The 16935-nt window shown below is 69.1% G+C and carries 20 protein-coding genes; 13 read left to right on the plus strand and 7 right to left on the minus strand.

Annotation, left to right across the window (positions count from 1 at the left end):
• Window positions 1-7: 7 nt before the first annotated feature.
• The 10 genes from C1701_RS15430 (at window position 8) to C1701_RS15475 (ending at window position 7641) form a co-directional block, all read left to right on the plus strand.
• Window positions 8-637 carry an NAD(P)-dependent oxidoreductase gene (locus tag C1701_RS15430; protein ID WP_337661707.1) on the plus strand — a complete coding sequence of 210 codons (630 nt, stop codon included), beginning with the start codon at window positions 8-10 and terminating at the stop codon, window positions 635-637.
• Window positions 634-1425, plus strand: a complete 792-nt coding sequence (locus C1701_RS15435) for a class I SAM-dependent methyltransferase (protein ID WP_337661708.1) — start codon at window positions 634-636, stop codon at window positions 1423-1425. Before C1701_RS15430 ends, C1701_RS15435 begins: the two co-directional genes overlap by 4 nt.
• Window positions 1422-2177 (plus strand): class I SAM-dependent methyltransferase, encoded by a 756-nt coding sequence (locus C1701_RS15440; RefSeq protein WP_103056087.1) that lies wholly within the window; start codon window positions 1422-1424, stop codon window positions 2175-2177. The genes C1701_RS15435 and C1701_RS15440 overlap by 4 nt, the downstream gene beginning before the upstream one ends.
• On the plus strand, window positions 2102-3256 hold the full coding sequence (locus C1701_RS15445) for a hypothetical protein (RefSeq protein WP_103056088.1): 1155 nt from the start codon (window positions 2102-2104) through the stop codon (window positions 3254-3256). Before C1701_RS15440 ends, C1701_RS15445 begins: the two co-directional genes overlap by 76 nt.
• 19 nt (window positions 3257-3275) lie before the next feature.
• Window positions 3276-3653: an adenosylmethionine decarboxylase gene (speD, locus tag C1701_RS15450; RefSeq protein ID WP_103056089.1), complete on the plus strand. Its 378-nt coding sequence runs from the start codon at window positions 3276-3278 to the stop codon at window positions 3651-3653.
• Between the two features lie 1282 nt (window positions 3654-4935).
• The gene (locus C1701_RS27470; RefSeq protein ID WP_337661709.1) at window positions 4936-5769 is read left to right on the plus strand and encodes a hypothetical protein; all 834 of its coding nucleotides are present in this window, start codon (window positions 4936-4938) and stop codon (window positions 5767-5769) included.
• Window positions 5770-5791: 22 nt separating this feature from the next.
• Window positions 5792-6295 carry a hypothetical protein gene (locus tag C1701_RS27475; protein ID WP_337661710.1) on the plus strand — a complete coding sequence of 168 codons (504 nt, stop codon included), beginning with the start codon at window positions 5792-5794 and terminating at the stop codon, window positions 6293-6295.
• A 1-nt stretch (window position 6296) separates the two neighbouring features.
• Window positions 6297-6611 carry a hypothetical protein gene (locus C1701_RS15465; RefSeq protein ID WP_103056090.1) on the plus strand — a complete coding sequence of 105 codons (315 nt, stop codon included), beginning with the start codon at window positions 6297-6299 and terminating at the stop codon, window positions 6609-6611.
• 83 nt (window positions 6612-6694) lie between these two features.
• The gene (locus tag C1701_RS15470; protein ID WP_103056091.1) at window positions 6695-7009 is read left to right on the plus strand and encodes a hypothetical protein; all 315 of its coding nucleotides are present in this window, start codon (window positions 6695-6697) and stop codon (window positions 7007-7009) included.
• A 317-nt stretch (window positions 7010-7326) separates the two neighbouring features.
• Entirely contained in the window at window positions 7327-7641 is a 315-nt protein-coding gene (locus C1701_RS15475) for a hypothetical protein (RefSeq protein ID WP_103056092.1), read from the plus strand.
• Between the two features lie 63 nt (window positions 7642-7704).
• Here C1701_RS15475 and C1701_RS15480 read toward each other — a convergent pair whose 3' ends face one another.
• A complete protein-coding gene (locus tag C1701_RS15480) occupies window positions 7705-7887 on the minus strand; it encodes a DUF397 domain-containing protein (RefSeq protein WP_103056093.1) in 183 nt (60 codons plus the stop codon).
• Between the two features lie 230 nt (window positions 7888-8117).
• Between C1701_RS15480 and C1701_RS15485 the strand changes: the two genes are divergently transcribed.
• Window positions 8118-8432 (plus strand): hypothetical protein, encoded by a 315-nt coding sequence (locus C1701_RS15485; protein WP_103056094.1) that lies wholly within the window; start codon window positions 8118-8120, stop codon window positions 8430-8432.
• A gap of 60 nt (window positions 8433-8492) precedes the next feature.
• Here C1701_RS15485 and C1701_RS15490 read toward each other — a convergent pair whose 3' ends face one another.
• Both C1701_RS15490 and C1701_RS15495 read right to left on the minus strand, forming a co-directional pair.
• Window positions 8493-8678, minus strand: coding sequence for a DUF397 domain-containing protein (locus C1701_RS15490; RefSeq protein WP_337661711.1), 186 nt, complete (start codon window positions 8676-8678; stop codon window positions 8493-8495).
• Window positions 8675-9439, minus strand: a complete 765-nt coding sequence (locus C1701_RS15495) for a helix-turn-helix domain-containing protein (RefSeq protein WP_337661712.1) — start codon at window positions 9437-9439, stop codon at window positions 8675-8677. The genes C1701_RS15490 and C1701_RS15495 overlap by 4 nt, the downstream gene beginning before the upstream one ends.
• 425 nt (window positions 9440-9864) lie before the next feature.
• Between C1701_RS15495 and C1701_RS15500 the strand changes: the two genes are divergently transcribed.
• Entirely contained in the window at window positions 9865-10929 is a 1065-nt protein-coding gene (locus tag C1701_RS15500) for a hypothetical protein (RefSeq protein ID WP_337661713.1), read from the plus strand.
• Window positions 10930-11121: 192 nt separating this feature from the next.
• Here the strand turns inward: C1701_RS15500 and C1701_RS15510 are convergent, their stop codons facing one another.
• Window positions 11122-12060: an ABC transporter ATP-binding protein gene (locus tag C1701_RS15510; protein ID WP_026420317.1), complete on the minus strand. Its 939-nt coding sequence runs from the start codon at window positions 12058-12060 to the stop codon at window positions 11122-11124.
• Complete coding sequence (locus C1701_RS15515; protein WP_026420318.1) at window positions 12057-12428, minus strand: hypothetical protein; 372 nt, start codon at window positions 12426-12428, stop codon at window positions 12057-12059. The genes C1701_RS15510 and C1701_RS15515 overlap by 4 nt, the downstream gene beginning before the upstream one ends.
• 308 nt (window positions 12429-12736) lie before the next feature.
• On the opposite strand from C1701_RS15515, the gene C1701_RS15520 reads away from it, so the two are divergent.
• On the plus strand, window positions 12737-13159 hold the full coding sequence (locus C1701_RS15520; RefSeq protein ID WP_026420319.1) for a GntR family transcriptional regulator: 423 nt from the start codon (window positions 12737-12739) through the stop codon (window positions 13157-13159).
• 78 nt (window positions 13160-13237) lie between these two features.
• On the opposite strand, the gene C1701_RS15525 is transcribed toward C1701_RS15520, so the two are convergent.
• Both C1701_RS15525 and C1701_RS15530 read right to left on the minus strand, forming a co-directional pair.
• A complete protein-coding gene (locus C1701_RS15525; protein ID WP_103056098.1) occupies window positions 13238-14497 on the minus strand; it encodes a cation:proton antiporter in 1260 nt (419 codons plus the stop codon).
• 748 nt (window positions 14498-15245) lie between these two features.
• The gene (locus tag C1701_RS15530; protein ID WP_026420321.1) at window positions 15246-16793 is read right to left on the minus strand and encodes a tryptophan halogenase family protein; all 1548 of its coding nucleotides are present in this window, start codon (window positions 16791-16793) and stop codon (window positions 15246-15248) included.
• Between the last annotated feature and the right edge of the window lie 142 nt (window positions 16794-16935).

The raw sequence follows: 16935 nt of genomic DNA on the forward strand, positions 1-16935 counted from the left end.
ACGTGGCGTGCTGCTGGCCGAAGTCACCGGAGCGGTGGCGCCCCAGGTGGTGGTGATCGGATGCGGCACCGTCGGTGCGGCTGCGGCTCGCACCGCGGCCGCGCTCGGCGCGCGGGTCACCGTCCTCACGCGCTCGGAGGACTCGGCAGGCCGGTACCTGCCGGACGCCCCGACCGGCGTGCGGGTCGCGGTCAACACGCCGGAGCTGCGCTCGCGCGTCCTGGCCGAGGCGGATCTCGTTGTCGGCGCGATCCTGATCTCGACGTTCGACACGGCCCCAATGATCACGGAAACCGACCTGCGTGAGATGAAGGCCGGCGCGGTCATCGTGGACGCCACCTGCGGGTATGGGGAGGGCTACTTGCCCACGGCCGGGCCGGTCCAGCAACCCGGCGACGCCCCGCGCGTGACCCAAGGCGTGCTGCACGTCAAACTCGACGCCCTCCCGGCGCTGGTGCCGCTCACCACGACCGCGGCGTACACCGGCAACGCCGCCCCGTACCTGGTGCGCCTGGCCCGCGTCGCCTTGTCCGGCGTGAGCGACAGGGCGATCGAGGCAGCCCGGATCGCCCAGGCCGGTCGGCTGGTGCATCCGATCTGCCGTCAGCACGCCGCGTTCTACGGAGTCCCGGCGTGACCGCGACCAGCAACGCCGTCGCCGTGGTCGAGTCCTACGCGCGGCGGGCACGGTTCGCCCGCGCCGAAGCCACCGCCGTTCGCCGACCCCGGCTGCTGCATGGGCTGCTGCGCACCGGCCCGCACGTGGTGGAAATCCCCTGCGGCGCAGGACATTTCCTGACCGAGTACGCCCGTGCAGGCGCCACGGTGACCTTGGTGGACGCCTGCCCGGAGATGCTCGCCGCCGCGGTCGAGCACGCAGCCAACGCCGGTGTGCCCGCCGAACACACGGTTCCGGCGGTGGCCTACCTGCACGAGCTGGAGTTCCTTTCCGAGGTCGAGCTCGTGGTGGCGCCGAACGCCGCGCTGAACCAGCTCGCCCGCCAATCCTCGCTGACCGACATGTTGACCGCGCTCCGGCAGGCACTGCGTCCTGGTGTCGAGGTGCTCGCGCAGGTGGCGTGCACGCATCCCGGCGGTGGGGTGGACTCCGCCACCTTCTACGACGTCGCCCGCCAGCACCGGGTGTGGTTCCCCGACCGCTGGTTCGACCCCGCCCACGCCGGTGGGGCGGTCCTGCGGCGTCGCCGCCAGCAACGCGACGACGACCGGCTGCGCATCGAGTTCGACTACGTCGACCCCGCCGGGCACAGCCTCTACACGACCACGGTGGAGCTGGCCCTGTTCTCCGCCCAGCAGTTGCGGGACACCTTCACCGCCGCCGGGTTCGTCCACGTCCGGTTGCTGGCCGGACAGCACGGGCTGTCTGAAGTCCTGGCCACCACCGACCCGGGAGTCCAGCGGTGAGCGGCAACGAGACCGTGGCCGACGCGGACGAGTATTGGCGGCGCTACTACGCCGAGCAGTTCCGCTTCGGCCTGGGCACCGAGGACATCCTCGCCGCCCTGATGACCATCCCACCCGTTCAGACCTGGGTGGACCTGGGCTGCGGATCGGAGTCGATGCTGTGGGCCATCGCCCTACGCGCCCAGCAACTCGTCGCGGTCGACGTCGATCGCACACGGCTGGAGATCCTGGGCCAGTTCGCCGAACTCGCCCAGCCTCGCGGGGTGCACACCACCGCGCTGGCGCTCTGCGGGCGCGCCGAGCCTGACGACTTCCTGGCACGCTGCCGATCGCTGGTCGTACGGGTCCGCGCCGACTGCCTGGACCGGTCACTGCCCGCCGACCTGACCGCGACCACCTTCGACCTGGTGACCCAGTTCGGGTTGCTCGGCTTGTGCCGCAACGACGAGCACTTCACCACCCGGTTCGCCGAGATTCATCGCCTGCTCGCGCCGGGCGGCTGGACCGCCGGCGCCAACTGGGTTGCCCGCGACCCACGCGGGCGAGTCGAGCTGACCCACCAGCTCTACCAGAACGCCGCCACCCAGGCAGGCGCGCACCTACTGCTCCTCAAGCGGATCACGATCGCCGATCCCGAGTTTCCCGCCGTGTGGACCTACGTCGGAAGGACACAGCCATGCCCACAAGCCGAACCGCTCAGTCACCAGAACCAGGCGAGCTGTTCTTCGCCCCGGTCGGGATCGCGCATCTGACGAGCGACAACACCGATCTGCTGCGAGCCGCGGCCCGCGGCAAGCAGCGGCTTCGTGTGACGACCGCCGCGCAGCTGAACGGCACTCCCCACATCGGCACCGTCGTCACCGTGCTCTCGGTGTTCGCCGCCGCCCGCCACAACGCCGACGTCTTGGACCTTCCGGCGACGGTCATCTTCGACGCTCTGGACAACGCCCCGGCAGAGCATGTCGAGATCGACGGCGAGATCTACACCCGCACCGTGGGAGATCTCATCGACTCCGGCCACCTCGACCGCGCCGACCGAATCTCGGGGTTCGAGCGGCTGCTGCGGTGGGCGGCGGACCGCTCGCAGGTGCGCTACGAGTTCCGGCCGTACTCGATCTACCAAAGGCTGACGCCGGTGCGGACCTGCCTGCACGCGATGGCCTCCCGTCTGGAGGACTTCCGCTCGATCGTGGCCCCGGCCGACGGGATCGTCCGCATCCGACCACGCTGCCCCGAGTGTCGCCTGATGGAGAAATCCGCGAAGAACCTGTCGATCACCGCGGGTGACGGAGTCGTTCACCTGGACTCGCTCTGCCCAGTCCACGGCTGCTACCGGGAGACCATTGACATCAGTGGTACGGGCGGCTGGTACGACGCGAATACCCCGGTCCGCTCCATTCAGAAAGGGTTCCTGCTCGCCGCCGAGGGTGAGCTGTACGAGGCGTGCTCGGTGTCGGTGGACGGCGCGGACTGGGGCGGGGCCTGGCACGCCCACGTCCTGGCGCCCGCGCTGGCGACGCTGGGCATCCCGGCCGCCGAATGGCCGGTCAGCGTGTTCACCCCACTCGTGCCCGACCGCAGCGGCGGCAAGCTGTCCAAGACGCTCTATGTCCGCTACGGCGCCGCCTACGCCGACCTGCCCGAGGCGTTCCTCAACCTCGATGTCCTGCTCGACCAGCACGGTGACGACGCGCTCGACGCGCTCTGCACCGAGGTCACCCGTTGGGCGGCCGAACCGCGCCGGCTGCACCGCTCCTACACCGTCGACTACCTCGCCGACCTCATCCGCATCCCAGCCAACGGCCCGTCCCTCGACCGGCGATCGGCCTGACCAATCCCTGGAGGGTCCCGTGATCCACGCCGTCTACGACATCACCGGCTGCACCATCCCCAATCCCGAACCCGCCGAGCTGCTGGAAGCCATGCGCGCCGCCGTCGCCCGGCTCGGCTGCACGGTGCTCGGCGAACTGCCCGTGGTGTTCCAGCCGCACGGCGCCACCTGCGTGCTGGTGCTGGCCGAGTCCCACCTGACCGTGTCCACCTGGCCCGAGCACGAACTCGCGCACGTCGACCTGTTCACCTGCCGCGCCGAAACCGACCCCGAAAAGGCGATCGTCCCGATCCTCGCCGCGCTCGGCGGGGAGACTGTGCACGGCCAGCGAATCGTTCGGCTCGGCCCCGCCGGCATCGCTGCTGGCTCGGCGCCAGGAGGGACAGGTGTTCGGTGACGAGCCTGCTGGAATGGAACGTCCGCGATTCCTCGCCGGAGCTCGGCCGTTGGTCGACCGGACACGTGGTTCCGCTAGCTGATCGGAGGCAGGGCCATCCAGTACGGTCCTGGTCCTGGGCAAGAGGAAACGGCAAGGCCGGGGGGACGGCCCGCGCCGGAGTCAGTCGGTTCGGGTGGTGCCGGGGATGGCTCCAGACGTCGCGATCCGTCGGCTGGGGGCGCGTGAGCTGGCCGTCGGGGCTGCCGTGACTGGTGGCTCGGCCGCTCCCGCTGGTCGTCGGTGCGCCTCGTGGTTTCGCTGTGGACCAGGCGTCCGGTGGTCGGCGAGTCGGTGTGTCCCGGGGCGGTTCCGGCACTCGCACCTGCTCGTACCTTCGTGGGGTTCGACAACGGGGACCGAACAGGAGGAGGGACACCGAGGAGGCGTCGAGCCACCGGCTCGCTCCGCCGAGCGGCCGACCGGTGGGGGACGGTCCTGCTGGTGGGGATCCGCCGAGTTCGTGGCCGAGGCGGAGGTGACCGCCTGCTACGTGGCCGGTCCCCTCGACCCCGCCGAGCCCGATCACCACTGGTGGGAACTGCCCGGCGGCGGCCTGGACGACGGCGAAGACCTCCGCGGGTGCCTTCAGCGCGGCACGAGACCGTCAGGACTCACCCGTGAGCTAAGCGGCCCTGCTCGGCTGCGAGGCGGCCGATGATGTCATCGTCCTCCCGGCAGGTGTCGACGAACCTCACGCCTCGTCGGGGCACAGGCTCGCGCCGCCTGTTGGCCGCCGGTTCAGCCCCACGCCCCTCACCCTCACCGGCTGAGCGCCTGGCTGGTCGCCGGGCGTGAACTCCTCGGTGAAGGTGGATCACCGACGTTGAGCTCGGGCGGTTCTGGTGGGGCTGCTCCTGGTGGGACGTGTTGCGCCATGCCGTGCGGCAGTGGGGGTGGGCGGGAGGTGCCCGCCGGCCACCCCATCGGCCGGCGGCTACGCGCTGACCGGGACCTCGGTCGCCATGCGGGAGCAGTGCATCGGCGTGGAGATCGACTGGCCGGACTGGTGAGGGCGGAGCAGCGTGCGCGATCGAGCTCAGGTGGTGTCGGGGAGTCGGCCGTTCCGGTTCGCGGGTCGAGCGGTGTGCGGCACAAGAGCGCATCCCGCGTCCGCGACCGGGCCGGGGACGCTCGTCGTCCAGATGTACCCGTGAGGGCGCGGGGGTGCGCCGCCCTCCTGGCGGTCCTGCTCGCCGTCGCTGGGTGTTCCGGCGGACCTACCCGCGACGGTCCGTTGCTGGTGGGGGGTAACGCGGATGCCGAGCCGTACGCGCGGGACTGCATGCCGCTGCACGCGGGGCCGACGGGGACCAGCAGCGTGGGGCCCGTCGTGAACGACGGGACCACGAGCCTGACCGTGACCGGCGTCGAGTTGGTGCGGCCGGTGGACATGAGCCTCGTGGAAGGGGTGTTCGTCCCTCGGGAGCAGCCGTACAACACCGTCCCGTACCCGCCTCCTCCGGACGAAGCTGGGGAGGGGTGGCCTGATCGGGTGGTGGCGCCGGGGGCGGTGCTGGGGCCGGGGGAGGAGTGGTGGTTCGCCATCGTCGATGCGATGACCGAGCGCGGCTGGGAGCTGGGCGCCGCTTCTGACTACGACCCCAAGCTCGGTCTGGACACCGGGCAGCTGTTCACCTTCATCGGGGCTACCCAGCAGGCCGAGTGGAATGAGCTCCTCCCCTACTACGGCGGTGACGCCGACGCGGCGCAGCGCGGGTTCGCGCGACGTCTTGCGAAGGCCATCGACACCGACGGTGTGCTCGCCGTGCTGCGCAATGGCGTGAAGGACCGGGGCGTGCGCATCCGACTCGCCTACTTCAAGCCCTCGCTGGTTGCCTCGGACTCCGCGCTCGACGATTACCGCGCCAACCGGCTCACGGTCGTACAGTTACCCGTTGCTACTGTTCGTCACGGTGTGCAACGGGGGTGTGAGGAGGGTGGCTGGTGTCCGTCGCCGACGTGGTGGCTCAGGCACGGGCGGCCCTGGTGGAGATCGAGGAGGCTCAGCGCGGCCTGGTGGTGGCACTCGACAGAGCGGAACGCGGGTGTCAACTCTCCGCCCAACTCCTCCTAGCTTCGGCGAACCACGACGTGGTGTGGGTGGTGAAGTCGGCCGCCGACGCGGCGGAGCCGTTGAGCAGGCGTACGCGGCGTTCGGACGGTCCGCCGACCTGATCCGCCGCTACCTCGACGGCATCGCCGGAAACGGCGGCCCGGGGACAGCACCTCCCCCGCCCGCTCCTACGGCTGCCGGGCCACCGGCCGCGCCGCCCACCGTGGGGACGTGGCGAGGGAAGACCGCGAGCGAGTACGCGAGGGACAAGGGCGAGGGAATCGGCCGCCTCTCTCCGCTCGGTCGTCGCAAGGTGGTCAGGGAAGTCGACACCGCCGACGAAGTGCGGGAAATTTTTGATGCCCTCGCGAAGGGAGCAAGGAGGATTGATCCACCCGGATACGAAGGTATGATGATAATGGATGCCGAGGGAACTATTGTCGGCTTCAGGAACAGCTCGAAATCCACGAAAGATGATCCCGCACTGGACGTGAGAGACAAGCACCGAAACATTTTTAAGATACACGTCGCATTGAAGGAAACCTAGAATGGACATTGACTACGAGGTCCGCGAATCCGTGTGCGATCTCGCCGAAGCAGATTATGTCATGATGACCGATGTTATCGGCATACTGGTCGATGTGGGTGGGGTTCCCTGGGACCAGCAGATCAGCAGGGCAGGTCGGATAGCGGCCGGACTCGTGCGCGAAGGGAGAATCACCCCCGGGAGCCTACGGGGAGGCACGTTCACCCCATGGGAGGGAAGCCGAGACGAACAGGCGGCCCGTATCGAACGTGAGACGCTAGAGTACGAGGCAGAGGGGCGCGAAGTAATTTTTGGCGACATCGCGTGGTTCGCATGAGCTGCGGACTAGACCAAGCTGGACATCGATACACCGGCACCGGACTCGCCGCGAACCGCCCGTCGAGGTGGGGAACAATCCACATGGACATTGATCACGAGGTCCGCGAATCCTTGTGCGACCTTGCCGAGGACGACTACGTCATGATGGCTGAGATCATTGGCCTCATCGTTCGCGTTGGTGGGGTTCCCTGGGACCAGCAGATCAGCAGGGCAGGCCGAATAGCAGCCGGACTCGTACGCGAAGGCAGGATCACACCCGGGAGCTTACGAGGAAACGTTTTCACCCCGTGGGAGGGAAGTCGAGAGGACTGGGCAGTACGCGTCGAACGCGAGACGCGGGAGTACGAGGAGAACGGACGTGAGATGAATCTGGGCGATATCGCGTGGTTCGCATGAGCCGAGGGGGAACGAGCCCCTCGACCAGGCGTAGTGCTGGCCGGGGGCTCGCCAACAGCGGCACCAGCTACAGGCGGCCGGCCTTCACAGCTCCAGTGACGCCTTCTTCACCAGACTTACGGATTCACCTGGACTCCATGTTACCCCGCACAGGAAATTAAACGCCACAAACATGGCGGCAGCATGATGGAGCACCCCGACGAAACACTGTTAGCTTGCGGGGACATGCGAAATCAACAAAGCACGATCCCACGCCAGGCGCCAGGGGCGCACACCGAAATTTTCCATAGTACGCGCCACAGCGAGGAACGAACCAGATGGACATTGACCAGGAGGTTCGCGAGTCAGTGTGCGACCTGGTGGAAATCGACTACGTGATGATGTCCGACATCATCGGGGCACTGGTCAACGTGGGCGGAGTGAGCGCCGACCGGCAGATCAGCCGAGCCGGCGAGATAGCCGCCCAACTTGTACGGGAAGGAAAGATCACCCCAGGGGAACTACACAGGGGCGTTTTCCAGCACTGGGAGGGAAGTCGTGAGGAGACGGCGTCCCGGATCGAACGGGAGACGCGGGAATACGAGAAGGCCGGCCGGGACGTTGATCTGGGTGATATCGCGTGGTTCGCATGAGCCGAGGGGGGACGAGCCCCCGACCAGGCGTAGTGCTGGCCGGGGGCTCGCCAGAGGCACTAGCTACAGGCGGTCAGACTTCACCGCAGCGAGGAACGTCGCGAACGTGCCACGGTCGACGACCAGCGTTCCACCATCACGGTTCTTGGTGTCGCGTACAGCCGTGAGATCGGCGACGATCCCGACATCAACACAATTTTCAGAACCTCCACTGTAGCTACTCTTGCGCCACTGAATCTCCTTCATGGCCCTTCCGCCACCTCCTTCATCAGAGCTACGGATTCTACTGACTCAATACTACCGCACACAGGAGGTTAAACTCCACGACCATGGTGGCAGCATGATAGAGCACCCTGACGGGGACCCTGGTAGCTTCCGGGAAAGTACGAGATTAACAAAGGACGAGCCCACACTAGATGACAGGGACATGCATCGGAATTTCTTCAAAGTGCACGTCACAGCAAGGAACAAACCAGATGGATATTGATTACGAGGTTCGCGAATCCGTATGCGATCTCGCCGAGATCGACTACGTCATGATGACTGCGATAATCGGCATACTGGTCGACGTGGGTGGGGTTCCCTGGGATCAGCAGATCAGCAGGGCAGGTCAGATAGCAGCCGGACTCGTGCGCGAAGGGAGAATTACGCCCGGCAGTCTACGGGGAGGCGTGTTCACCCCATGGGAGGGAAGCCGAGACGAACAGGCGGCCCGCATCGAACGGGAGACGCGAGAATACGAGATAGAGGGGCGCGAAGTAATCTTCGGTAACATCGCGTGGTTCGAATGAGCTGAGGGGAAACGAGCCCCTGACCAGCGGCACACCTGGCCAGGGGCTCAGAGCGTCGGATTACAGGCGGCCGGACTTCACCGCAGCGAGGAACGCCGCGAACGTGCCACGGTCGACGACCAGCGTTCCACCATCACGGTTCTTGGTGTCACGGACGGCCGCGAGCCCGGGAGTCCGCCCCACCTCCACGCAGTTGTTGGATCCACCACTATAACTGCTGACCTTCCAGGCCTCATCAGAAATCACTTTAGTTCCTCCGCGATCGTTTCCACCATGTTCTGTGAGGCTTCGGGGCTGAGCGCCATGGCACGCAGCATGTTGAAGCCGGCCGAGTACCTGCGCAGGTCCTCACCCCGTTCCATATACTGTGCGCTCGTGAGGTCCTCGATGTAGACGATCGAATCGCCCTCCGCGAACGATATGATCTGGAACGCGGACCCCAGCATCGGGTGCGCACCAACGGAGGCGGGCAGGACCTGTATCGTGATGTTCCTGCGATGGCTCAACTCGACGAGGAACTCCAACTGCTCCCGCATGACGTCCTGACCGCCGATGGTGCGCCGCAGCGCGGCCTCGTCGAGGACCATCCACACTTGGGGGCCGTCCTCGGACAACAGGTGTGATCGACGTTCACCCCGCAGCTGAACGGCCCGTTCGACGTCGTCTCCGTCGTAGTCACGCGCACCCGCCGCGATGACCGCTCGGGCGTAGTCCGAGGTCTGCGTCGGCCCGTAGACGAGATCGAGGCCGAAGTACTGGATCTCGGTTGCCGCATCCTCCAGGCCAATGAACTGGGTCGCCCACTGTTGCAGGGCTTTGCCGCCGTACTGCTGCCACCAGCCGGCGTTCCGCGATCCCCTGCAGAGCTGCAACAGCAAGTCACGCTCCGCCTCATCGGTGACCTCGTAGACGTCCATCAACAGCCGCACGTCGTTGGGGTGCGTCCTTACTCGCGCGGTCTCGATGGAGGACACCTTCGGCGCGGACCACTCCAACCTCCGAGCCACGTCGGCTGCGGTCAGACCCGCGACAGCACGTAACCGCCGTAGCGCCGCGCCCAGTTGGCGCTTGCTGGCGGTGGGGTTCGAGCGCATCTGTCCTCCATGTGCCTTCGTACGGCTCACGTGGCCTCAGTCTCGCAGGTGCCGCGTCTACCGGATCAAGCTTCCCACTTAGCCCGAATGGGGTATAGGTAGCTAGTAACTTTACTCGATAACGTTCCCACATGGCGCTCAATCTGAGCGTCACGGGATGGGGTTACAACTCGGTCCCGGTATCAGGGGTAGGAAGGGGCTTGCCATGTGGGCGTTGTGCTGGTTGGTCGGATCGGGGATGGGCGTAGCCCTGTTGCTGCGGGGGGCGGCGTGGCTCGCGGAACGCGGACTACCCCCGGAACCACGCGGCCACCGGGTCGTACCTGAACCCGCTGCCGGTGGGCGCGGAGGGCGAGCTGTGCATCGGCGGGCAGGCGGTGGCGGTCGGCTACCTCGGCAGGCCGGGTCTCACCGCCGAGCGGTTCGTGCCCGACCCCTTCGGGGGTCCCGGTGACCGCCTCTACCGCACCGGGGACCGGGCCCGGTTCGGACCGGACGGGGCCGTGGAGTACCTGGGCCGCCGGGACGGCCAGGTGAAGCTGCGCGGCTACCGCATCGAGCTGGGTGAGATCGAGGCCGCCCTGCTGGAGTCCGACCTGGTTCGGCAGGCCGCCGTGGTGCTGCGCGGCGGGGAGGCCTCCCGCCGGCTGGTCGCCTTCGTCTCCGGTCACCCCGACGCCGCGGAACCGCCACTCGGGTCTCTCGCCGGTGAGCGGGAGGCTTCTCCCCGGCCGGAGTGCCGGGGAGGAGCGGCCGGCCGACGACGGACGGGACGGGGACCGGTCCTCCGTCGGCCTGATGCCCTGGCGCGCCGGCCGGGCAGTGGATGCGTGACACCTTCGGCGACCCGGCGTTCCCGGCTGGCCGACCTCCGCCGCCAGGCCCACCCGCTGATTCCGTTCGACGGAGCCCTCGACCGTTCGAGGGACTGGCCGTTCCCCTCGTTCGACGTGGCCTCGGAACCCGCACGTCCGTGGAGCAGGTGCGCTCGCCACGTCCTCCTCCTCGCCCGACTGGTCGGCCTCCCCGGCGGCCGGCGCCGACGGCGACTGGACGTCGGTCGTGGTCTCCTCCACCGCGCCCGTCGCCGGAGGAGGTACCTCGGTCCCCGCCTCGTCGGTCCCCGCCTCGTCGGTCGACGCGGTGCGCGCCGCCCCGGCCTCGGCGTCCACCGGCCGATCAGAGGTCTCCGCGGAAACATCAGTCCCACCAGTCACACCGGACACAGTGGACTCCCCTTCGCCGACGGGGGCGGCTGGTTGCTGATCTTGATCGGCTACAGTGTCCGAACCGGACTGGGCGGCGGTCTTCCGCTCGGTGTCGCCGTGGTCCGGAGATGGTGCGGTGCCGGTACTCGGAGGTCACGGCGAGCGTGCCGAGCGCTGCCGGCACGAACACGGTGAAGGACAGCATGCCGAGGAGGCCGCGGACCCCCTCCTCGGTGTCCAGCCCCGGCATCGGAGGATCGAAGTTCTCCGGCCCCAACAGGGTCAATCCGCCGATCAGGGCGCCGCCGCAGACCAGGGCGCCGATGAGTGCTCCGAGCCAGAGCCGCGAGGACAGCAGACGCGTCGCCTCCGCGCTGATCAACCGGTTCACCGGACACTCTCCCTGGGGTCCGAGGTCAGTCGTAGGAAGACCTGTTCGAGGGTGGATCGTTCCGGCGTCAACTCGTGCACCCGGAGCCGGTGGTCGGCGGCGAGGTCCGCGATCTGGGCGGTGGTGAGTCCCTCGACGCGGATCGTGCCGGCTTCGAGCCTCTCGACCGAGGTGGCGCGCGTCCCCTGGACGGACTCGGCGCGCAACGTCTCGGCAAGGCGTTCGTCGTCCGGTGAGCGGACGACGACGGCCGCCGTCGCGGCCGAGGACAGTTCGGCCATGGTCCCGGAGGCCACCAGTTCCCCCCGGCGCACCACGACGACCTCGTCCACGACCTGCTCGACCTCGCTGAGCACGTGGCTCGACACCAGGACGGTGCGCCCCTGGTCGGCGAGGCCCTTCAGGAAGGAGCGCAACCAGGCGATCCCCTCCGGGTCGAGCCCGTTGCTGGGCTCGTCCAGCAACAGCACTCGCGCGTCCCCGAGGAGCGCCGTGGCCAGGTTCAACCGCTGCCGCATGCCCGTGGAGAAGCCCCGCGTCCTCCTGTCGGCGAACTCGCCGATGCCCAGCTGGTGGATGACCTCGTCGACGCGGTCGAGCGGGTAGCCGCCCATCCGGCAGTACACGGCGAGGTGGTCGCGGGCGACGTGGCCCGGGTGGAAACTGGACGAGTCGAGGACCGCGCCGACGGTGCGGGAAGGGTGCGGCAGGTCCGCGTAGGGGCGGCCGCCGATGGTCGCGGTGCCCGAGGTCGGGGTGACCAGGCCGAGGATCATCCTCATGGTGGTCGTCTTCCCGGCCCCGTTCGGGCCGAGGAATCCGGTGACCACCCCTGGTTCGACGGTGAAGCTCAGGCCGTTGACCGCCGTGACGGAGCCGAACCTTTTGGTCAGGTCGCGCACCTCGACCCGGACCCCGCCGCCGTCCCCGCTCACCGGGACGTCGCCCGTCGACGTGTGATGTCACCCGCGACCGAGGGGGCGTCGGGGGTGCTGACCATCACCTCGTCGATCCGCAGCCCGGCGTCGTACTTGTCCAGGATGATCCGCAGCGCAGGGGTGCCCCGGCGGACCGAGACGAGTTGCTGGATCCCGGTCCCGGTTCCCCACATGCCGACCTTCATTACCCCGGTGACGAACATCCCCGCGCGGCGCGCACCCTTGGTGGACAGGGACTTCTCGACGACGGTGACGTCCCTGATGGCGGAGAGCGGGATCGTCACCACGCGCCGGGCCACCAGCGGGACCTCGGCGGCGTTGAACCTGACGACGACCTCGTCGTCCGACACGGTCACGGAAGCCATGCTCGTCCCCTTTCCCGACGGCGCGCCCGCGTGGCGCGCCCTCCCGATGTGCCTGGAAGTGCTGGCACGGCCCGTCCCACCCCCGACGGGCGACGCGCGTGGAGGTACCGCAGAGTCAGGTGGCAGCTGGGTGGCCCGTCGGGGCGGGCCGATCGCTCCTCCGCCGTCCGCGCGCGTGACCGGCCCTGGCCCGGGCGGGTCCGCGAGGACGCCGGTGCTCCCTCGGCCGCTACCGGTCGCCCCACCGCGCCATCCACCCCCAGCTGATCTTGTGTTCTAGTTGATGTATACCAGCTAGGATGGCGTGGGTGCGCCTCAATCTCGACCTCGACAGCGAAATTCCGATCTACCAGCAGATTCGGGACCGACTGGTGGAGGCCGTCGCCGACGGCCGCCTCGCTGAGGGGACGGTTCTGCCATCCACGAGGAAGCTCGCTGGCGACCTCGCCATCAACTTCCACACGGTGGGCAAGGCCTACGACCTGCTGCGCCGAGAAGGAGTCATCCGGATCAACCGGGGGAGCGGGGCCGTCGTCCGCCGGGACCGCCGATCCGGATCCGCCGCCCCCCGCTTCGTGGAGGACTGGCACCGTCGGCTGCGCACCCTGCTCGCCGAGGCCGAAGTGCTCGGGCTGAGCCGGTCCGAGGTGATCGAGCGCTGTTCCCAGGTGCAGCGAGCCTTCGGCCAGGCCGCGGCCGACCCGACACCGCCGGTGAGCGCCCGCCTCTGACGCCGCCACCCCGGCCACCAACCGCATCCCCGGCGACGGATGCCGCCACCGCGCCACGTTCCATCGCCGAGGCGAGCGCTACACCGTGGCCGGTTCGGCGGGTCGCCGCCTGCTGGCGAGGAGGGACAACAGCGGCCCGGTCATCGCGGTCGTCACCAGGGCCATCGCCACGAGCACCAGGAACAGGCCGGCCGAGAGGATACCGGCCGCGTAGCCGGCCTGGAGCACCACGATCTCGGTGAGCCCCCGCGTGTTCATCAGCACCGCGAAGGTGGCCGCCTCACCCCTGGGCAGCCGGGCCAGCCGGGCCCCCAGGTAGCCCCCGCCGACCTTGCCCAGGATCCCGAGCACGACCGCGAGCACCGTCGTGCCCAGGGGGAAGCCGCTGCTCGGGCCGCTGAAGAGGTCCAGACCCGCGACGACGAAGAACACCGGGACCAACGCCCTCCCCACGGTCGCCAGCCGCCCCACGGGGCCGTCCCACCCCCCGAGGGCACCGCCGCCGGGAACCGCGAGGCCAACGAGGAAGGCACCGACCACGGCCGTGAGCCCCCAGTGTTCCAACAGCACCGCCGTACCCAGGGCGGCCAGGGCAAGCAGGAGCGAGGTGCTCCGGACGAACCTCGACGCCCACGCGGACGCCCCGCCCGACCGCAGCAGAGCTTGACACCCCAGAGCGGTGGGGATCCCCACCGCCATGACGAGCATCGACACCAGCGCCCCGCCGACCCCTCCGGCGGTCAGCCCGATGGCGACGGCGAGGAGAACCCACGCCACCATGTCCGTCGCCACGGCGGCCGACATCGCGAGGTCACCCACCGGAGTTCCGTTCAACCTCCGGTCCACCAGGATGCGGGCCAACACCGGTACCGCCGTCACCGCCATCGCGATGGCGACGAACAGGAGGAAGGCCGGGAGGGGCGCGTCGCCGCGCAGCTCCGCGTCACCGGTGGACAACACCCACCACCCCAGCAACAACCCGCTTCCCAACGCCGGTACCAGCGAACCCACGGTGACCCACCCGACCGAGCCGGCGCGCAGCCCGCCGTCCTTCCTTCCCAGCTCGTGGACGATGCTGACCAGGAACAGGACCAGCCCGACCGTGCCGACGAGGTGCAGAACCTCCACCACCGGTGCCGGGAGCACGAGGCTGACGGTGTCCTCCCCGGCCACCGCCCCGATCAGCGGAACGACCAGCAGGCCCGCCGCGATCTCGCCGATGACGCTCGGCTGGCGGAGCAGCACCGCCAGCCGGCGGCCGAGCACGGCCAACAGCAGCACCGCGGCCAGGGCCCCCACCACGTGCAGCACCCCAAGGATCGGATCCCAGACTGTCATCAACACGTCTCCAGTGGTCGGGAGCGGAATCGCGGGTCATCGGGTCCCGGCGGGTCGCACGTCCCGCGCCGGGCCGGCGGGTCGACCAAGGCGAGCGCTCCACACCGGTGGGGGCCAGCGGCCCCGTCCGCTGTGGACGGCCGGCGTGGGCGCGTCGCGCGGGGGGAGCCGGCGGTGACCGGGCGCGCCGCGTCCGACGCGAGGCCCCGTGGGCGCTGCCCCGGTGCCCTGCGCGGTGACCACCTCGCCGAGCACGACCTCGTGGCCACCGAGCCCGTGCGCGTCACGCATCCAGCGGTCGACCAGCGGAGCCGCGCCCACCCGGCGCGACCCAGCCACTCCAGGACCCGTCCGCCACCGGAATCCGGGGGAGGTGGTCCGGACACCGCCGAGGAGGACTGCTCCGCCACCGGCCAGACCGCCACCGGCGCGGCGCGCACCGCGAAGGCACCGCGCCGGAGCGCGACGGCCGGGGACGGGTTCGCGGCGGGGAGGCACGCCAGCGACACCGGCGGGTCTGGGAGTCGCCGCGCGCGGGACGCCCACGTCATCAGCACCGGAGCATCGCGGGAACCGGAGGTGACCGCCCCGACTCCGGCGGGCAGCCCGGGCATCAGCACGCCGAACCCGTCGCGGCCCTCCCCTCGTGGCCAGGGCACGGGGGGAGGACCAGCTGGCAGCGCTGGCACGTCGGTCACACCACGCTCCCCTTCGGCTTCGCGACGGTCCCGTCCTCCGCCGGCACGGTTCAGTGCGACTGGGCGAAGTACTCGTACTGGCTGGGCAGCCGCCCCACCAGATCCTTGGCCTGGTGCTGGATGAGCCGCATCTCCTCGCGTGCCGAGGTGTCGTCCATGTGCGCCAGTGCGGGGGGAGCGGCCAGCGGGATGCCCCCGAGCCCCATCAACATCGAGACGTAGGAGTAGGCCTCGAAACCGTGGTAGTGGGGGTAGATGCTCTCCGCGTCGGGAAGCTTGGTCCGCCACTGCTCGAGCCGTTCCCCGAGCCCGTCCGGGATGACGCGCGTCTTGGCGTCCCGCCAGTACTCGTTGTCGGCCCGCGCGGCCGCCCGGTAGTGGAGTACCAGGAACTCCCGAACACCGTCCATCGCGTGGTTCACGGCCCGGTTGAACGACGTCCGCAGCTGGGGGGACCACCGCTGGTCCGGGAAGTGCTTGACCAGGTTCTCGATGTTGTTCTGGATGAAGAAGATCCCCGTCGACTCCAGCGGCTCGACGAAGCCGCTGGACAGGCCCACCGCCACGCAGTTGTTGACCCACGAGTCGCGGCTTCGGCCGATCCGCATCCGGATGTGGTTCGCCTCCAGCCCGTCGGCCTCCGGCCCGACGAACTCGCGCAGGGCACGCTCCGCATCCTCCGGGGAGCAGTAGTCGCTGGCGTAGACGTACCCCGTCCCGATGCGGTCGAACAGGGGGATCGTCCAGATCCACCCCGCGTCCATCGCGGTGGCGGTCGTGCAGGGCCGCAGGCCCTTCGTCTCCACGTCCACCGGAACGCGGAGAGCCACCGCGCTGTCGTTGGGCAGGGTGTCCTGGTAGGACTCGAAGGGCTCACCCAGGGCCTTGCCGAGCAGGAGGCCGCGGAAGCCCGTGCAGTCGAGGAACAGGTCACCGCGCACGTCCCCGTGTTCCCTGGTCCGGACGTGGCTGATCCAGCCCCGGTCGTCCAGCACCACCTCCTCGACGTGGTCCACGACGTGGTGCACGCCCCGGTCGGTGCCGTACTCGGTGAGGAAGTCCGCGAGCAGTGCCGCGTCGAAGTGGTAGGCGTAGGGGAACTGCGTGCTCTGCTCGGACAGCGTCGTGCGGTACATCCGCCCACCGGACTCCAGGTCCAGCTCCGGTTCGAACAGGCGGTGGTCCAGGAACCGGGGGGACTTCTTCGCGTCCGCGAGGGACGAGACGAGGAAGACGTCCTTGTCGAAGCGATCCGAGGCCGGCTCGTGGAGCCACCAGTCGCTGAGGGGGAAACCGTCCACCACCCGCAGCCGTTCGAACGGGTGGTAGAAGTGGTGGCCCTTCGCCCGCCAGTTCTCGAAACGGATGCCCAGCTTGTAGGTCGCGTTGCACCTGGGCATCCAGTCGCTTTCCCGGAGTCCCAGGTAGTCGAAGAACTGTTGGACCGTGCTGAACGTCGCCTCGCCGACCCCGATCGTGCTGACTCGGGGTGACTCGACGACGGTGACCTCGATGCGGTCGGCGAAGGCGGCCTTGAGGTAGGCCGCCGACATCCAACCCGCGGTTCCCCCGCCCACGATCACGACGCTCCTGAGCATCTGCGTGTCCTTCCGTTGTCGGAGTGGGTGTTCCTGTGCCGTCCGTCCGGGGACGGCGGTGGAGCGGCGCGGCGGGTCCATGGCGCCCGCGCCCTCGCGTTCGGGCCAGCGGGAGCCGCCGACCCCCGACGTGCGTCGGCAC

Source organism: Actinoalloteichus sp. AHMU CJ021, from assembly GCF_002895405.1.
Lineage (GTDB): Bacteria > Actinomycetota > Actinomycetes > Mycobacteriales > Pseudonocardiaceae > Actinoalloteichus_B > Actinoalloteichus_B caeruleus.